General features: G+C 59.5%; 19 protein-coding genes. 7 read left to right on the forward strand and 12 right to left on the reverse strand.

Translation table 11 applies throughout. The features are described 5' to 3' along the window. The 3 genes from tdh to AC2FFD_RS11670 all read left to right on the forward strand — a co-directional run bounded on the left by tdh (position 1) and on the right by AC2FFD_RS11670 (position 2806). A complete protein-coding gene (gene tdh / locus AC2FFD_RS11660) occupies positions 1 to 1029 on the forward strand; it encodes an L-threonine 3-dehydrogenase (RefSeq protein ID WP_496873240.1) in 1029 nt (342 codons plus the stop codon). 64 nt (positions 1030 to 1093) lie between these two features. Continuing rightward, on the forward strand, positions 1094 to 1978 hold the full coding sequence (locus tag AC2FFD_RS11665; RefSeq protein WP_496873131.1) for a tryptophan 2,3-dioxygenase: 885 nt from the start codon (positions 1094 to 1096) through the stop codon (positions 1976 to 1978). 3 nt (positions 1979 to 1981) lie between these two features. Further along, complete coding sequence (locus AC2FFD_RS11670) at positions 1982 to 2806, forward strand: alpha/beta hydrolase (RefSeq protein ID WP_496873132.1); 825 nt, start codon at positions 1982 to 1984, stop codon at positions 2804 to 2806. 73 nt (positions 2807 to 2879) lie between these two features. Here AC2FFD_RS11670 and infB read toward each other — a convergent pair whose 3' ends face one another. From infB to pip, 6 genes are all read right to left on the reverse strand, one after another. Then, positions 2880 to 5354 carry a translation initiation factor IF-2 gene (gene infB / locus AC2FFD_RS11675; RefSeq protein WP_170345666.1) on the reverse strand — a complete coding sequence of 825 codons (2475 nt, stop codon included), beginning with the start codon at positions 5352 to 5354 and terminating at the stop codon, positions 2880 to 2882. An 8-nt stretch (positions 5355 to 5362) separates the two neighbouring features. Beyond that, the gene (locus AC2FFD_RS11680; protein ID WP_257599831.1) at positions 5363 to 5986 is read right to left on the reverse strand and encodes an RNA-binding protein; all 624 of its coding nucleotides are present in this window, start codon (positions 5984 to 5986) and stop codon (positions 5363 to 5365) included. A 22-nt stretch (positions 5987 to 6008) separates the two neighbouring features. Beyond that, the gene (nusA, locus tag AC2FFD_RS11685) at positions 6009 to 7628 is read right to left on the reverse strand and encodes a transcription termination factor NusA (RefSeq protein ID WP_170345668.1); all 1620 of its coding nucleotides are present in this window, start codon (positions 7626 to 7628) and stop codon (positions 6009 to 6011) included. Beyond that, positions 7628 to 8218, reverse strand: coding sequence for a ribosome maturation factor RimP (rimP, locus tag AC2FFD_RS11690; protein WP_152459779.1), 591 nt, complete (start codon positions 8216 to 8218; stop codon positions 7628 to 7630). Before rimP ends, nusA begins: the two co-directional genes overlap by 1 nt. A gap of 160 nt (positions 8219 to 8378) precedes the next feature. Next, positions 8379 to 9200: an ABC transporter substrate-binding protein gene (locus AC2FFD_RS11695; protein ID WP_496873133.1), complete on the reverse strand. Its 822-nt coding sequence runs from the start codon at positions 9198 to 9200 to the stop codon at positions 8379 to 8381. Continuing rightward, the gene (gene pip, locus AC2FFD_RS11700) at positions 9197 to 10174 is read right to left on the reverse strand and encodes a prolyl aminopeptidase (protein ID WP_496873134.1); all 978 of its coding nucleotides are present in this window, start codon (positions 10172 to 10174) and stop codon (positions 9197 to 9199) included. Before pip ends, AC2FFD_RS11695 begins: the two co-directional genes overlap by 4 nt. Before the next feature lie 48 nt (positions 10175 to 10222). On the opposite strand from pip, the gene ubiG reads away from it, so the two are divergent. Further along, positions 10223 to 10969: a bifunctional 2-polyprenyl-6-hydroxyphenol methylase/3-demethylubiquinol 3-O-methyltransferase UbiG gene (gene ubiG, locus AC2FFD_RS11705; protein ID WP_425079365.1), complete on the forward strand. Its 747-nt coding sequence runs from the start codon at positions 10223 to 10225 to the stop codon at positions 10967 to 10969. A gap of 10 nt (positions 10970 to 10979) precedes the next feature. Next, positions 10980 to 11561 (forward strand): hypothetical protein, encoded by a 582-nt coding sequence (locus AC2FFD_RS11710; protein WP_496873135.1) that lies wholly within the window; start codon positions 10980 to 10982, stop codon positions 11559 to 11561. Positions 11562 to 11661: 100 nt separating this feature from the next. On the opposite strand, the gene AC2FFD_RS11715 is transcribed toward AC2FFD_RS11710, so the two are convergent. The 4 genes from AC2FFD_RS11715 to AC2FFD_RS11730 are packed head-to-tail and all read right to left on the reverse strand — an operon-like array spanning position 11662 to position 14005. After that, complete coding sequence (locus AC2FFD_RS11715; RefSeq protein WP_170345673.1) at positions 11662 to 12102, reverse strand: MarR family winged helix-turn-helix transcriptional regulator; 441 nt, start codon at positions 12100 to 12102, stop codon at positions 11662 to 11664. 12 nt (positions 12103 to 12114) lie between these two features. Continuing rightward, complete coding sequence (locus AC2FFD_RS11720; RefSeq protein ID WP_425079368.1) at positions 12115 to 12945, reverse strand: carbon-nitrogen hydrolase family protein; 831 nt, start codon at positions 12943 to 12945, stop codon at positions 12115 to 12117. After that, positions 12945 to 13202 (reverse strand): glutaredoxin 3, encoded by a 258-nt coding sequence (gene grxC / locus AC2FFD_RS11725; RefSeq protein WP_152459773.1) that lies wholly within the window; start codon positions 13200 to 13202, stop codon positions 12945 to 12947. The genes AC2FFD_RS11720 and grxC overlap by 1 nt, the downstream gene beginning before the upstream one ends. 38 nt (positions 13203 to 13240) lie before the next feature. After that, positions 13241 to 14005, reverse strand: a complete 765-nt coding sequence (locus AC2FFD_RS11730) for a double zinc ribbon domain-containing protein (RefSeq protein WP_496873136.1) — start codon at positions 14003 to 14005, stop codon at positions 13241 to 13243. Here AC2FFD_RS11730 and AC2FFD_RS11735 point away from each other — a divergent pair. Continuing rightward, entirely contained in the window at positions 13986 to 14816 is an 831-nt protein-coding gene (locus AC2FFD_RS11735; protein ID WP_496873137.1) for a methyltransferase domain-containing protein, read from the forward strand. The two genes, AC2FFD_RS11730 and AC2FFD_RS11735, sit on opposite strands and share 20 nt — an antisense overlap. A 56-nt stretch (positions 14817 to 14872) precedes the next feature. Then, positions 14873 to 15922 carry a ferrochelatase gene (gene hemH, locus AC2FFD_RS11740; protein ID WP_257599823.1) on the forward strand — a complete coding sequence of 350 codons (1050 nt, stop codon included), beginning with the start codon at positions 14873 to 14875 and terminating at the stop codon, positions 15920 to 15922. 72 nt (positions 15923 to 15994) lie between these two features. Here hemH and AC2FFD_RS11745 read toward each other — a convergent pair whose 3' ends face one another. Then, complete coding sequence (locus tag AC2FFD_RS11745) at positions 15995 to 16177, reverse strand: hypothetical protein (protein WP_117870963.1); 183 nt, start codon at positions 16175 to 16177, stop codon at positions 15995 to 15997. A 139-nt stretch (positions 16178 to 16316) separates the two neighbouring features. Beyond that, positions 16317 to 16916 carry a L,D-transpeptidase gene (locus tag AC2FFD_RS11750; protein ID WP_170345678.1) on the reverse strand — a complete coding sequence of 200 codons (600 nt, stop codon included), beginning with the start codon at positions 16914 to 16916 and terminating at the stop codon, positions 16317 to 16319. Positions 16917 to 16952 lie beyond the last annotated feature (36 nt).

Genomic DNA, 16952 nt, shown 5'->3' on the forward strand with positions numbered 1-16952 from the left:
ATGAAAGCACTGGAAAAATCCAAACCCGAAGAGGGGCTGTGGGTGGTGCAGGCCCCGATCCCCGAAATCGGCCCGGATGACGTGCTGATCCGCATCCACAAGACGGGCATCTGCGGCACCGACATCCATATCTGGAACTGGGATGAATGGGCCTCTCATACCGTGCCGGTTCCGATGATCACCGGCCATGAGTTTGCCGGAGAGATCGTCGAGATCGGACGCAACGTGACAGGGCTTGAAATCGGCCAGCGGTGCTCGGGCGAAGGTCATCTGATCACCACCGACAGCCGCCAGAGCCGCGCCGGAAAGTTCCACCTGGATCCGGGCACGCGGGGCATAGGAGTAAACGAACAGGGCGCATTTGCCGAGTATCTGAAACTGCCTGCTTTCAACGTGGTTCCCTTGCCCGACGACATACCGGATGAGATCGGAGCCATCCTCGATCCGCTGGGCAACGCAGTGCATACTGCCCTCAGCTTTGATTTGCTGGGCGAGGATGTTCTGATCACGGGTGCAGGCCCCATCGGCATCATGGCCGCTGCCGTCGCTCGTCACGCGGGTGCGCGCAACGTGGTCATCACCGACATCAATGCAGACCGATTGAAACTGGCGGAACATGTGGTTCCTTCGGTGCGGACCGTCGATGTATCCACCGAGGATTTGCAGGACGTCATCGCCGAGCTTGGGATGAAAGAAGGGTTCGATGTCGGGCTTGAGATGTCCGGCTCGCAGGCCGCCCTGGACCAGATGGTCGAAGCGTTGGTGATGGGTGGAAAGATCGCGTTGCTGGGGATTCCACCGGGCAAGTCTCCGGTTGACTGGTCGCGCATCGTGTTCAAGGCGATCACGATCAAGGGGGTCTATGGGCGTGAGATGTTCGAGACGTGGTACAAGATGATCGCCATGCTGCAAAACGGTCTGGATGTGTCCCGCGTGATCACGCACCGCTTTGCGGTTGATGATTTCGCCCAAGGGTTTTCCGCGATGAAATCAGGCCTGTCCGGCAAGGTTGTTCTGGACTGGGCCTAACGCGCTGGAAAGTTGCAACCTCAGCCCCTAGACAGGTGCAAGACTTGCACAAGGGAGGCATGAGATGGGCGAGGACAAAGACGATCGTCTGTTGCAGCGGGGGGTCGAAGACACCCTGGTCACTGATTTCGCCGAAACGCACCGCAAAAGCTATGGCGACTTCCTGCAACTGAAGACGCTGCTGAACCTGCAAAAGACGTTTCAGGACCCCGCACAACCTGACGAGATGCTGTTCATCATCATTCATCAGGTCAGTGAGCTGTGGCTGAAACTGATGCATCACCAACTGGTCGAGGTCCGCCGGTTCCTGCAACAAGATGAATTCGGACCCGCCATGAAGAACCTCGACCGCATCAAGGCCATTCAACGGCAATTGATTGCGGCCTGGGAAACCCTGCTGACCATGACGCCGGCCGATTATATGACGTTTCGGCAGGCCCTCGGCAACTCTTCCGGGTTTCAAAGCTATGGGTACAGGCAGATCGAGTTCATTCTGGGCAACAAGGATGCCTCGACCCTGAAAGTGCACGAGCATGACCCCGAGGTGATGGAGATGCTGAACGCCGCCCTGACCAAACCGTCCCTGTATGACGAAGTGTTGCACATGCTGGCCCGACAGGGGTTCGACGTTCCAAAAGACTTGATCGAGCGGGACTACTCCGAACCCTATTCCGGTGATCCGCGCGTGGTTCAGATCTGGGTCGACGTGTTCCGCAACACGGACAAGTATTGGGATCTGTATGCGCTGGCCGAAAAGCTCATGGATGTGGAAAGCCTGTTTCAACGCTGGCGCTTTGACCACGCCACTGCGGTTGAACGTGTGATCGGAATGCAACCCGGTACCGGAGGTTCCAGCGGCGTTGCTTTCTTGCGAAAGGCGCTTGAGTTGCGGTTCTTTCATGACCTCTATGATGTGCGGACGGAACTCATGTACAGCGGGCAGGGCTGATCCATGCTGTATCGCGGATTTTCACAAGCCGAACTGGAGCGGGAATACTCTCCCAGTTCGATGATCGGTGGCGACCTGACCCCTTATCTGGCCAGCTATCAAACGCTGAGTGCGCAAGCCCGTGCCGAGCTGCCCGTTCAGGCCAACCTGGCCTATGGCGGCACCCCAGCCCAGGTGCTGGATTTCTTTCCCGCGAAGGGGGCCGGCGCCCCGCTGCATGTCTTTGTTCACGGTGGGTATTGGCAGGATCTCAGCCAGCGCGAATCGGCCATGATGGCCCCGGCGCTGATCGAAGCCGAGCAATCCTTTGCCACCTTGAACTACACGCTTGCTCCGGATGCGCGGCTGGATCAAATGGTCGACGAATGCCGCGACGCCCTTCTGTGGCTTGCGTCACAGGCCGAGGCACTGGGATTCGACCCGACGCGGATCACCTTGTCAGGGCACAGTGCCGGCGCTCATCTGGCTAGCATGGTCATGGCGACCTCGGCCGGCGCATTGGCCCGTGCCGGGCTGCGTGTGCGTGACGTGCTTCTGATCAGCGGTGTTTATGATCTGGAACCCGTCAGTTTGACATCCGTGAATGATCCGCTGCACCTGACCCCGGTCGAAGTGAACGATCTGTCCCCGATCCGCAACCTGCCCCCACCGGGCCCCCGCTATCATGTTTCAGTGGGGGAACGGGACACCGGCGAATTCATTCGACAAAGCCGCGACTATGCGGAACGTCTGCGCAAGGCCGGGCACTCGGTCAGCTTTGCCTTGAAACACGGAATGCACCATTTCGACATCATCCTGCATTCCGGGACATTCCTGACCGACACGTAACGAGGCATTATTTAAACAAAAACAGCGGCCCAATCGGTGCCGCTGTTTTTTTTTGAGTTCATCCCGCTTCGGATCAATCCAGGGTGCGGGTAACCTCTTCGCGCTCGAAGATCTCGATCACGTCGCCCTGGCGGATATCGTCGTAGTTTTCGAACGCCATACCGCATTCCTGACCCGACTGAACCTCGGCCACTTCGTCTTTGAAGCGCTTCAGCGTCTTCAGCGTGCCTTCGTGGATCACCACGTTGTCGCGCAGCAGGCGGACGCCTGCGGAACGGCGCGCAACACCTTCGGTGACCAGACAGCCAGCAACCTTGCCGACACCGGTAACCTTGAAGACTTCGCGGATCTCGGCATAGCCGATGAACTTTTCGCGGATCTCGGCGCTCAGCAGACCGGATGCGGCCGCTTTCACGTCGTCGACCAGATCATAGATCACCGAGTAATAGCGGATCTCGACACCCTTTTGGTTCGCCGTGTTCCGCGCCGATGCGTTGGCACGGACGTTGAAGCCAAAGACCGGCGCGCCGGAGGCTTCCGCCAGACCGACATCCGTTTCGGTGATCGCACCCACACCCGAGTGCAGAACGCGCACGCGCACCTCGTCGTTCCCGATCTTTTCCATCGCCTGAACGATGGCTTCGGCAGAACCCTGCACATCGGCTTTGACGAGGATCGGCAACTCGGCCACGTTCTCGTCTTCCTTGGCCTTCTGCATCAGCTGCTCGAGGGTGGTCGCGGCGCCGGCAGCGGCGCGTTTGTCCTTGGCGGCCTGTTCACGATAGGCGGCGATTTCACGGGCCTGTGCTTCGGTCTCGGTCACGTTCAGAACGTCACCGGCTTCGGGCGTACCGTTCAGGCCCAGAACCTCGACCGGAACCGAGGGGCCAGCTTCCTTGACGCGCTCACCCTTGTCGTTGATCAGCGCACGGACCTTACCGTACTGCTCACCCACAACGAAGATATCACCCTGACGCAATGTGCCGTTCTGAACCAGAACCGTGGCGACCGGGCCGCGACCCACGTCCAGCTGAGCCTCGATCACGGCCCCCTGAGCGGCGCGGTTGGGGTTGGCTTTCAGTTCCAGAATCTCGGCCTGAAGCGCGATGGCTTCCAGCAATTCGTCCAGACCCTGACCCGTGATGGCGGACACTTCGACATCCTGGACGTCACCCGACATCTTCTCGACGATGACTTCGTGTTGCAACAGATCGGTGCGCACCTTGTCCGGATTTGCATCCGGCTTGTCGACCTTGTTGATCGCCACGATCATCGGCACTCCGGCCGCTTTTGCGTGATTGATCGCTTCGATCGTCTGCGGCATCACCGCATCATCGGCGGCGACAACCAGAACCACGATATCCGTAACCTGAGCACCGCGCGAGCGCATCGACGTAAACGCCGCGTGGCCCGGAGTATCCAGGAAGGTCAGCGTTGCGCCGCCATCGGTTTTCACCTGATACGCGCCGATGTGCTGGGTGATGCCACCAGCCTCGCCCGCCACAACGCGCGCGTCGCGGATTGCGTCCAACAGCGAGGTCTTGCCGTGGTCAACGTGACCCATGATGGTGATGACCGGCGGACGCGGCTGCAGATCTGCTTCGCTGTCTTCGACCTCTTTGATGACGTCTTCAACATCCGAATCGGATACGCGAGTGACCTTGTGGCCGAATTCTTCGATGATCAGCTCGGCAGTATCGGCGTCGATGGTCTGGTTCTGCGTGACCATCATGCCCATGTTCATCAGCGATTTGACCACGTCAGCCACACGTTCGGCCATACGGTTGGCCAGTTCCGAGACCATGATCGCCTCGGGCAGCTGTACGTCGCGGATCACCTTTTCCCGTTCAACGGCACCGCCCATGGCTTTCTGACGCGCACGCTCCTGCTTGCGCTTCATCGCGGCCATCGAGCGCTGACGGTTGCCTTCGCCACCTGTCGCCTGACCCAGAGTCAACTTGCCCGAACGGCGATTGTCGTCACGACCCTTGCCACGACCACGCTGTTCACGTTCGCGGTCCTGTTTGCGCGGCGTGGCTGCCGGCGCAGGTTTGCTGGCCGGAGCGCGAGCCGCCTTGGGCTCTTCCGGTGCGGGCGCGGCAGCGGCGCGTTTGGCGGCTTCGTCCGCCTCTTTGCGCTTGCGCTCTTCATCCTCGGCCTTCTGACGCGCACGCTCTTCGGCTTCGCGCTGTTCGCGTTCCTTGGCTTCCTGTTCCGCACGGCGGCGTGCGCGCTCTTCTTCGCGCGCCTTTTCAGCAGCCTCGCGCGCTGCGGCCTCTTCGGCCTCGCGTGCCTTGGCCGCTTGCAACGCCTTCATGCGGCGCGCCATTTCCGCATCGGAAATTCCCGCAGGACGACGCGACGGATCACCCGATGGTGCAGCACCGCCACCCGGCTTTGCTGCGCCCGGCTTGGGGACCACCACGCGTTTGCGTTTGGTTTCCACCACGACATTCTTGGTGCGTCCGTGGCTGAAACTCTGTTTCACATTTCCGGGGCGTGCCCCGCCACGAAGACCCAATGTCTTTTTGCCGTCATTATCGCTCATAAAGCTATTTACCCTTCCGTGCGGCCCCTGCCGCCGTCATCCGTTTCGCGCAAGCCACGCAGGCGCTGCGCTTCCTCTACAACACGTTTGGCGAGTCCGCCAGAGGCCAAGGCAGCATGAATCACCGTTTGGCGCCCAAATGCCTGTCCTAATTCGTCTGCGGTCAGCCAACCTATGTATTTTCCGAAGTGCGGCGTACTCAGCTTGGACTTACCGCGCCCCGATCCATCTGCGGCCTGAATCAGCACCTGTGCTTCTTCCCGGTCCAGCCACGTCTTGACCTTTTCGTACCCGGCAACCGCGTCGCCGGACTTGCGCGCCAGGCTGAGCAGCTCGACAACGCGGCGTGCGATCTGCTTTTCAACCTCTTCCGCCAAGTCCTTGGGCACGGTCACTTGTGCCTTGAACCCCCGCGCAAACAGTTTCTTTCCGATGGCCTTGTCCAGAGCGGCACGATCCGCCGCCACATAGACCCCTCGTCCCGGCAGTTTCGCCGCGACATCCGGAAAAACCTGACCGTCCGGCCCCGCCACGAAGCGGATCAGCCCGTATTTGGGCTGAACCTCGCCTGTGGCGATGCACTTGCGCTCGGGTCCGTCTGACCGATCCTTATGGGCGCCACCGCGACTCATACACGCCACCCGAAGCCTGAGATCAGGCCTCGACCTCCTCGTCTGTTGCGTCACCGTCGACGTTTTCTTCCGCCTGTTCCAGCTCGGCCGGATCGACCCAGCCCAGCAGGATACGCGCGGTCATGACCATGTCTTGCGCTTCTTCCAGCGTTACACCGAAAGGCTCTAGTACACCGTCGTCCTTGACGCGTTCACCATCGACTGTCGTCCAGCCACCGGCCAGTTCCCAGTCGGCACAAGTTGCGAAGTCTTCCAGAGTCTTCACGTCGTCCTTGGCCAGTGCTTCCACCATCTGGGGTGTCAGACCTTCGAATTCAATGAGGCTGTCCTCGGCCCCCAATTCGCGCGCCGCGTCCAGTGCCGCTTTGGCCTGTGCCTCCAGATACTCGCGGGCGCGGGTTTGCAGTTCCTGCGCGGTACCTTCGTCAACGCCGTCGATGACCAGCAGTTCTTCAATCTCGACATAGGCAACCTCTTCGAGGTTGGTGAAGCCCTCCGAGACCAGCAGTTGGGCAAAGAACTCGTCCAGATCCAGGCTGTCCATGAACAGTTTGGTACGGGCTTCGAATTCCTTCTGGCGGCGCGCTGATTCTTCGGCCTCGGTCATGATGTCGATGTCCAGACCGGTCAGCTGGCTGGCCAGACGCACGTTCTGACCGCGGCGGCCAATGGCCAGCGACAGTTGTTCTTCGGGCACGACAACCTCGATCTTGCCGGCTTCTTCGTCCAGAACCACCTTGGAAACCTCGGCCGGTTGCAGCGCGTTCACCAGGAAAGTCGGCTGATCTTCGTTCCACGGAATGATGTCGATCTTTTCGCCCTGCAACTCGTTCACGACGGCCTGCACGCGGCTGCCGCGCATACCCACGCAGGCACCGACGGGGTCGATCGAGTTGTCATAGGAAATCACGGCGATCTTGGCGCGCGAACCGGGGTCACGGGCCACGGCCTTGACCTCGATGATGCCGTCATAGATTTCCGGCACTTCCATCTTGAACAGCTCGGCCATGAATTCCGGCGCGGTGCGCGACAGGAAGATCTGGTGGCCACGTACTTCGCGGCGCACTTCCTTGATGTACGCGCGCACCCGGTCATTCGGGCGATAGCTTTCGCGGCCGATCTTGTCATTGCGGCGCAGAACCGCCTCGGCACCGCCCAGATCGACGATGACATTGCCAAACTCTTCGCGCTTGACCGCACCGTTGATGATGGTGCCCGCGCGATCCTTGAATTCTTCGTACTGACGGTCGCGCTCGGCTTCGCGCACTTTTTGCAGGATGACCTGCTTGGCGGACTGAGCCGCGATCCGACCCATTTCAACCGGAGGCACTTCTTCGACATAGACATCGCCAACTTCGGGTGATTCCATGTATTGCTTGGCCTGCTCGACGGTCATTTCGGCCTGATAGTTTTCAAGCTCGTCATCTTCGACCACGGTGCGAACACGGGTGAAAGTCGCCTTGCCGGTCTTGCGGTCGATGGACACGCGGATGTCCATCTCGGCGCCGTAGCGGCTTTTGGCGGCACGGGCGAGCGATTCCTCCATCGCTTCGACGACCAGGCCGGGGTCGATCATCTTTTCGCGGGCCACGGCCTCGGCGGTCTGCAACAGCTCCAGCTGGTTTGCTGAGGTGATTGCCATCAGTTCGTCTCCTCTTCGGACCCTTCGGTCTCAATCTCGTCGAAAGCGTTTTCGTTCAGGGCGCCGGCATCCTTGCGCTGGCGCAGCATTTCCTTGATCAGGTCATCGGTCAGGACCAGCTTGGCATCGCTCAGCCAGTCGAATTGCAGACCGATGGTGATGGTTTCATCCCCCTCGGGGATGTTGATCAGAACCTCGTCCCCTTCGATCCCAGCCAATTCGCCCTTGAAGCGCCGGCGGCCGTCAATCAGTTCGGCGGTCTCGATCTTGGCCTCATACCCTTCGAAGGTCTCGAAATCCTTCAGACGGGTCAGAGGGCGGTCGATACCGGGGCTCGACACCTCGAGCGTATAGGCGTCAAGGATCGGATCCTCGACATCCAGCGTGGCGCTGACCGCGTTGGAAATTTCGGCGCAGTCATCCACTTCAATACCGCCATCGGGCTTGTCGGCCATGATCTGAAGCGTGGTCTGCTTGCCGCTCATCAGGCGGATGCGGACCAGCTCATACCCCAGATCCTCGATCACCGGGGTGATGATCTCGGCCAGTCGCCGGTCAATGGCAGCTTTTGCTATCAGGTCGTTTGTCATCTGGTACTCTACCCTGTCAGTCGGGCACAAAAAAACGGGCGCGCGGCCCGTCGAATTTTCCGGTGGAGCCTTGGGCCAGAAGTCCAACGCGCCGCTGTTGAAACTGCATATACGCAGGATGGTCCGAGTCTGCAACCCCCAGCGGGATTCGCGATCGGATTTACACCATCCACCATCGTTCGGCGATGCGGCCATCGTCCAGTGCAGCGTTCCCGGCAATCTGCCGCGGCATCCCGACAGCATCCGATACGGCGAGGGCCATGTCGGCCTCGGAGGGGTGGAACCGGACACCGCGCGTGCCTCGCATTCCGGCCAGATCCGGAAGCGCCGCGATATCGACATACCCGTCCCGCAGCGCCTCGGCCCGCACAGCAGGGTCCGGGATTACAATGATTTCGACCGCGTCAGCCCATCCGGCCTGACCATCCTTGTAATGCCCCTCGACACGGCGGCCCAGAAAATGGCGACCATCCTCAGCCCGTTCGACACGATAGCAGCCGGTACCGTTGGCGTTGCGCAACGGTGTTACGGTTTCACCGGCGCGCGCAACAACAAAGCGGCTGTCGGCTAGCAGGAAAGGCAATCCGGGATTTGCCTCGGCAAGTTCAAGCCGCAGGCGGTTGGGGGCAAGGGCCTCGGGCCTTCCGATTTCGGCCAAAACGGCCATGACATCGGCAATCTGCAAGGGTTCGCCATCGTGAAAGACCGCGTCATCACGCAAATCAAAGCTCCAGACCCGTGCATCGGCGTCGGTTTGCCAGCCGGTCGCAAGCTCACCGCGCAAAGTACCATCCGGGGCGATTTCGGTCATTGTGTCGAAAACGGCTCCACGCACCACTTGCTCGAGGCTGTCATCGCGCGGAACGGCCAGACGCAATGTCCCGCCTTTCTTGGGCGTCCCGGCAAGGGATGCACCTGTCGCTGCCAGCAATGCAGCCGCGGCACCAGAGGCAAAGAGAGCACGGCGGTCAATCCGGGTCATGCGATACCCTCCGCCACACGATCCATGATTCGTACCAGCTCTGCGCTGATGCCCGGCTCTGACAGTGCGTGCCCCGCCTGACGAACCATCTTCAACTCGGCATTCGGCCAGCGTTCGGCCAGCGACCATGCGGCCTGGGGCGGGCAGATCATGTCATAGCGCCCTTGCACGATATGGCCGGGGATATGCGCGATCCGGTCCATCTGATCCAGAATCTGCCCGTCCGTTTCCAGAAACGCCTTGTTGGTGAAATAGTGATTCTCGAGCCGCGCAAAGGTGCGCGCGTATTCGCCGGGGCTTTCGCCAACCGATCCGTTGGTGTGGATCGAGGCCAGCGCGTTTTCCCAATGCGACCAGGCCCGCGCGTACAGGATCTCTGTCGCACGGTCGCCCGAAAACAGACGTTTGTTATAGGCGGCAATGGTGTCGCCCAGTTCAACCTGGGGCAGCAGCGAGGTGAATTTCTGCCATTGCTCGGGCCAGAACCGCCCGGCGCCGCCGCCGTAAAACCAGTCAAGCTCGGCCTGAGTCGCCAGAAACACGCCGCGCAACACCAACCGGCTGACACGGTCGGGATGAGTCTGGGCATAGATCAACGCCAGAGTCGCACCCCAACTGCCACCAAATGCGATCCATTCTTCGATCTCGAACAGTTTGCGCAGCCGCTCTATGTCGGCCACCAGATGCCACGTCGTGTTGTCTTCGACCGAAGCGGTAGGGCGCGACCGGCCACATCCGCGCTGGTCAAACAGAATCACCCTGTAGGCCTGTGGATCGAAGTATCGCCTCATGGCCGGGCTGCACCCACCACCCGGCCCCCCGTGCAGGATCACGACGGGTATGCCGTCAGGATTGCCGCATTGTTCCACATAGATACGGTGCCCATCGCCCATATCGACCATCCGCTGATCGAAAGGGTCGATCGGCGGATACAGATATTGAACTGCGCGCTTTTGGTCCGGGTACTTGTCCATTATGGCCCTATATAGTCCTTAAGCGTAAAAGAGCACACGGAGACAGGAATGCAAGCGCATCCGAACACGGTGGACCCGTCCGAGATCGCAAAATTCGAGGCGATGGCGGCTGAATGGTGGGACCCGCACGGAAAATTCAAACCATTGCACATGCTTAACCCGTGCCGGCTGGACTACATAACGCAGCAGATCGCCGGTGAATTCGATCGCGACCTAAAGTCGCCGACGCCGTTCGAAGGCCTGCGCCTGCTGGATATCGGCTGCGGCGGCGGGCTGCTGAGCGAACCCATGGCGCGGCTCGGTGCTGACGTTGTGGGTGCCGACGCCGCCGAGGGCAACCTGCCCGTGGCCCGCATCCATGCCGAGCAATCGGGGCTGCAAATCGACTATCGCCACACCACGGCCGAGGACATGGCCGCTGCGGGCGAGCAGTTCGATGTGGTGCTGAACATGGAAGTGGTCGAACATGTGGCTGATCCTCTGTCCTATCTGACCGCCACGCGTCAGTTGCTTAAGCCCGGCGGGTTGGAGATTTGTTCAACCATCAACCGCAACCCGAAATCCTATGCGATGGCGATTTTCGGGGCCGAGGTCGTCATGCGCTGGCTGCCGCGCGGCACGCATGAATGGAACAAGTTCATCACCCCGGATGAACTGTTCGACCTGCTGCGTCAGGCCGGGCTGGACCCGGTGGACCGCAAGGGGTTTGTCTTCAACCCGATCCTGTGGAGCTGGTCGATCTCGGACCGGGACTTGAGCGTGAATTACGTGACGGCGAGTGTGAAGCCGGGGTGAGGTAGGTTTTTTGATTCGATCTTTAAGTTGCGCGCCGTGGCGCGCGGTATTTTTTGGTGCGGCAATTTCCGCTGCTACCTTGTTCGATAACACACTAGCCACAGCAGAAGAGAATGCGGGCGTGTTCGTGTACGAACATGAAGGCGTTCCGCTGTATGGCTATGTAAGCGATCCTAAAGTCTCTGAGGCGACTCAGGAAATAGCAGATCGTTACTTGGGTTCGAACTCGAACAACTATGATCTGGTAAGGGCGTTGTATTTTTTCGTCTTTATTGACCCCGAGATAGTTTCGGATGGCAAGTTTGTGAAACCAGTCGAATTAGAACTGACGGAGGAGGCGACAGAACCATTTTCCAAACACGAACTCTCTGACGAAGGATGCAATGTAGGGAGAATATTCTCCACGAATGAAGAAGAAAAAGGAGAGTATTTGGTATGGCTTGTTCATGGTGGGCAATATGAGGGCAAAGAAGGAATTGAATCCTGCCTTCTTTTTGCGGCGGCGGCTTCGGCCGGAATTTGGTTGGCTGATCTTCCTGCTTTGCATCCCCGTGATTTACGGCAGCTTCTGGATAGAATGCTCTTAGAATGAAGTGGCCGTTTAGTCCGCGGCACATTGCATGAGCATCAAGCCTGCCAGCGCCCGACCACACCAGTCCTGGATCCACCTTGGGACAACGGTTCGCTGATCCCTACTCCCCCTCCAACTGCAACCGCAAATCCCGCAGTACTGGCAGGGCGCTGCGGACCCGCTCCAGCCCCAGCTCTCCGACCACGCGGTTGATCAGCGGTGCAATCGAGGAAATCGCCTGATCCCGCGCCCGTCGGCCTGCGGGGCTGATCGCCACCATCTTGCGGCGGGCGTCGTCCCAGTCGGGGCGGATGTGGATGTACCCGGACCATTCCAGCTTGGCCAAGGTGTTGGTCATCGCGCCTCGGGTCACGTGGAATGTGCTGGCCAGTTGCGCGGGGCTACGCTCGTCGCCGACAAAAACCAGATGATTCAGCACCGAGAAATGCGAAATTTCCATGCCCTTGGGCAGCACCCGGCTGAGCCGGTTACGCAACAACTGGTCTGCGGTCAGGATCTCGCTGAACAGCGTAACCGCAAGGGCATTGGTGTCTTCTGTCATTGTTCAGTTCTGTCAGGGTCCCGTGAAAGACCGGGTGTGTGTCAACGACGGCACGCGACGGCGCGCCTCTGTCACAGAACTATCATCCAAATCGAAAATGTGAATGCCCGGATCTGTCCCTGCGTCGATCAGCACCTTTCCCCAAGGGTCCACAACCATGCTGTGCCCATGGGTAAAACGTGTCTTTCCACGCGTCGTCGGGTGTTCCCCCGTTTGTGCCGGAGCCAAGACCCAACAGCCCGTCTCGATCGCCCGGGCCCGCAACAGCGATTCCCAATGTGCGGCGCCCGTTACCGGTGAAAACGCCGCCGGAACGGTCAAAACCCGTGCGCCTGCCTGTGCCAAAGCCGCGTGCAGGTATGGAAACCGGATGTCGTAACAGATGGTCAGCCCCACCTTGCCAAAGTCGGTCTCGGCTATGACCGCCTGTTCGCCGGGGCGGTAGTTTTTCGATTCGCGGAACGTCTCGGTTTCCGTGACCTGCACGTCGAACATATGGATCTTGTCGTAGCGCGCCACGATCTGACCTTGCGGATCGATCATGAAAGAGCGGTTGGCAAACCGCCCGTCAGCGTCATGAGTCTTGATCCCCAGTGATCCGATCAACACCCAAACGCCCAGTCGGGCGGCCTGATCCCGCAGGCCGGCCAAGGTGATGTCGTCTTCTTCGTGCTGAAGAACCTCGTGTTGCCGCGTCGTACTGTTTGACACGCAATTCGTGACCTCTGGCGTCAGGATAAACCGCGCCCCCTGCCCTGCCGCGTCGGCCGCCATAGCGCGCACCATGTCCAGGTTTTCGACCGGATCATCCGACGAGGTGATTTGCAGCAGCGCGGTCTTCATCAGGCCGCAAGCAGACGGTCAAGCTTGCCTTGCCGCTCCAGCTCGTAAAGGTCGTCGCAGCCGCCCACATGCTGCGTCCCGATGAAAATCTGAGGCACGGTGCGTTTGCCGCCTGCGCGCTGGATCATCTCGGGTTTGCGTTTGGGGTGCATCAGAATGTCAACTTCCTTGAACTCAACGCCTTTCTGCTTCAGCAGACGCTTGGCCGCGTGGCAAAAACCACAGAGCGGCGAGGTATAGATTTCTACGGGCTTCATGTTCCGGTCCCTTTGGATTTCGTGCAATCTTGGGCGAATTAGGCATCCTTGGCAACGCGCGCCAGTGCCAACACGAAAATATGATTTGCCCCTGCGGCCTGACACGCACGCGTGCACGCCGCCAACGTCGCGCCGGATGTCATCACGTCATCCACCAGCAGGATATCGCGCCCCTTCAAATGCAGTGCCCGCCTTGGGTGGATGTCAATTGCGCCCTCTAAGGTCTCGCCCCTTTCCCGCGCGGTCTTTCCGTCCAGCACCGGGGTCCGCTGTTTGCGCACCAGCAGATCCGGCACGCAGTCCAATCCGGTTTCTCGCCCTAGGTTGCGTGCCAACAGTGCAGACTGATTGTATCGCCGTTTCAGCAGGCGCGACCAATGCAACGGCACCGGAGCAATCACCATCCCGGGCCGCAACAGCTCGCGCCCGGCCTGCGCCATCCAACGCGCAGCGGGGCGGGCCAGTTCGGTCCGGTCACCATGTTTCAAAGCCAGAACAAGTGACCGCGCCTTCCCATCATACATCAGCGCAGCGCGACCCGCTTTCCACGGCGGAGGGGTTTTCAGACAATCGTCGCACTCGGTCCGGAACCTGTCTGCGCTTCCGATCACTGGCACACCACAGCTTTCACAAACCGTGCCACCGATGAACGGCGTATCCCGCCAACACGTCCCACACAGGCCGAAATCTGATTCCGTCGGCTCTCCGCAACCCATGCATCGCGGCGGATAGATCAATGCAAGGGCAGTTTGAATCCGCCGCGCAATGCGATACTTGCGACCTATGAAACTGCCCGAGCCCACCGCATCCTCTCTTTTCGACCGTAACGCCATTCTGCATCATCGCGCCCGCGCGAAGGACGACGCCCTGTTCTTGCACCGCGCCGCCATTGATGAGGTTCAGGATCGGCTCTCCATGGTTAACAGAAGCTTTACGGCACCTGCGGTTGTGACCCCTTTCCCACAGCTTTGGGCAGACGTTTTTCCGGATGCCGCCATTGTCGCGGATGACGATGTGCTGTCACTGCAACCCGGTGCGCATGATCTGGCGATTCATGTGATGGCGCTGCACTGCGCCAATGACCCGGTCGGCCAGCTGATCCAATGCAAAAGGGCTTTGAAGCCAGACGGGCTGGTGCTTGTCCTGTGCCTCGGGGGTGAGACCCTTCACGAATTGCGCGCCGCGCTGGGTCAGGCCGAAATCGAGGTCACGGGCGGGCTCAGCCCCCGAATCGCCCCCATGGCCGAGCTGCGCGATCTGGGTGGATTGCTGCAACGGGCCGGTCTGGCATTGCCAGTGGCCGATGCCGTACCGTTGACGGCAGAATACCGCGACATCTGGCACCTGATGCACGATCTGAGGGACATGGGTGAAACCAACGCTTTGGCTGCCCGGTTGAAATGCCCGACGCGACGCAGAGTGTTCGAAACCGCGCAGCGCGTCTATTCCGATCACTTTTCGACGGAAACAGGCCGCCTTGCCGCAACCTTCGAACTGATTTGCCTGACCGGTTGGTCCCCCGATGGCTGCCAACCAAAGCCGCTGCGCCCGGGGTCAGCCCAAATGCGTCTTGCAGATGCCTTGCGCACGGAAGAGGGCAAACTGCCGGATTGACGCGCAACCAAATCCCTTTATCTCAGGTCAGAACACGATAACTCAGGAATGCCCACATGTTTGATGCCACTCGCCCCGCTCATGCCCCTGCCGACCATCCGAAGGTCAAGATGGGCCGCGTTGGCATTTTGCTGGCCAATCTGGGCACCCCGGACGATTACACCTATTGGCCGATGCGCCGCTATCTGAACGAGTTCCTGTCGGATCAGCGGGTCATCGACTATCCGAAATGGAAATGGCAACCGATTCTTCAGGGGATCATCCTCAGCAAGCGGCCATTCAGTTCGGGTGAAGCCTACAAATCGATCTGGAATCACGAGAAGGGCGAAAGCCCGCTTATGACGATCACCAAGGACCAGACTGCCAAACTGCGCGACGCGATGCAGGATCGGTACGGGGATCAGGTGATGGTCGATTTCTGTATGCGCTACGGCAACCCGTCAACCAAATCCAAAGTGCGCGAGATGGTTGCCGCAGGCTGTGACCGTATTCTGTTCTTCCCGCTTTACCCACAATACGCGGGCGCAACCACGGCCACCGCCAATGACCAGTTCTTCCGCGCACTCATGGACGAAACCTGGCAGCCCGCCTCGCGAACCGTACCGGCCTATTTCGACCAACCCGCCTATATCGACGCCCTGGCGCAATCGGTTGAACGTGCTTATGCAGCGGCAGAGACAAAACCCGATATTCTGGTCTGCTCGTATCACGGGATGCCGGAACGGTATCTGCAACAGGGTGATCCCTATCATTGCCAGTGCGCCAAGACGACACGGCTGCTGAAGGAACGGCTGGGATGGTCGGATGATCAACTGGTTTCGACGTTCCAGTCGCGATTCGGCCCCGAGGAATGGCTGAAACCTTATACAGTGGATCATGTGGCGGATTTGGCCAAGCAGGGCAAAAAGAACATAGCGGTCATCGCGCCGGCATTCTCGGCCGACTGCATCGAAACGCTGGAAGAGATCAACGAAGAGATCAAGGAAAGCTTTGAAGACGCGGGCGGTGAAACCTTCACCTATATTCCATGCCTCAATGACGATGCGGCGCACATTGCTGCATTGGGCACGGTGATCGAAGAAAACTTGCGCGGCTGGCTGGACTGACCGGCACAGCCTTGGGAAAACAAAAAAGGCGGTGGATTGCTCCACCGCCTTTTTCATGAATTCCGTGTCGGATTAGCTTGCAGCAACAGCAGCAGCAACAACGACCAACAGGATCAGCGGCAGCAGGATGCCCTGCGACGAACCCTGAGTTTCTTCTACAACAACAGGTGCTTCAACAACCGGCTCTTCCAGGTTACCAGCATAAGCGGTCGAAGCAGCAGCAGTCAGAGCAGCAGCGAGAACGAGTTTCTTCATATTAACCTCCAGAATTTGCGCAGTTCCAATGCCCGGAACCGCACATCTAAGACTTACCTCGTGGTTTTTTCTAATCAGCATTGACGCTGGAATGCAATTGCAACTTGACCGCTAAGCGGGTTCCCACACGAAAATGTCGTCAAATTAGCAACACTTGCGTGCCGACCTTCGCCATCGAGAACAGCTCGGCAATGTCTTCGTTGAACAGACCGATACAGCCATTCGACGACCGGCGACCGATTTTGCGCGTATCGTGCGTTCCGTGAATGCGATAGTATTTCCAGCTCAGGTATAAAGCATGTGTTCCCAGCGGGTTATCCGGCCCAGGAGGGATATAGTCAGGCCATTCCGGGTTTCGCTTTTTCATGGACGGAGTCGGAGACCAGCTGGGCCCTTCAACCTTTCTGATCACGCTGGTGCGCCCCCGGCGGGTCAGTTCCTCGGTCAGTGGAACCGATGAAGGGTATAGTTTGTATATGGTTTGATCATCCGACCAATAGTGCAGCGCGCGCGATACGGTATCGACCAGAATGGCGCCGTTTCTGGTGTTCGAAAAATACGGCTGCCAATCCAGTGCCCGAAAACCCGATACGTTCCGGCGCACCGATGGCTCGGGTTCGGGTGCGGGACGCAGCGGATCACCGGGGGTGTACTGTGCCAGTGCGGGGGTTGCCAGCGTTGCGGTGGCCCCAGCCAGAAAACCCCTGCGTGTAGACGTTTGAATGCGCTTTTTGACCATGACAACGGGTCCTGTGTTCAAGTGAAGTCTGAAATC

This window comes from Ruegeria sp. YTSC002, from assembly GCF_059609845.1.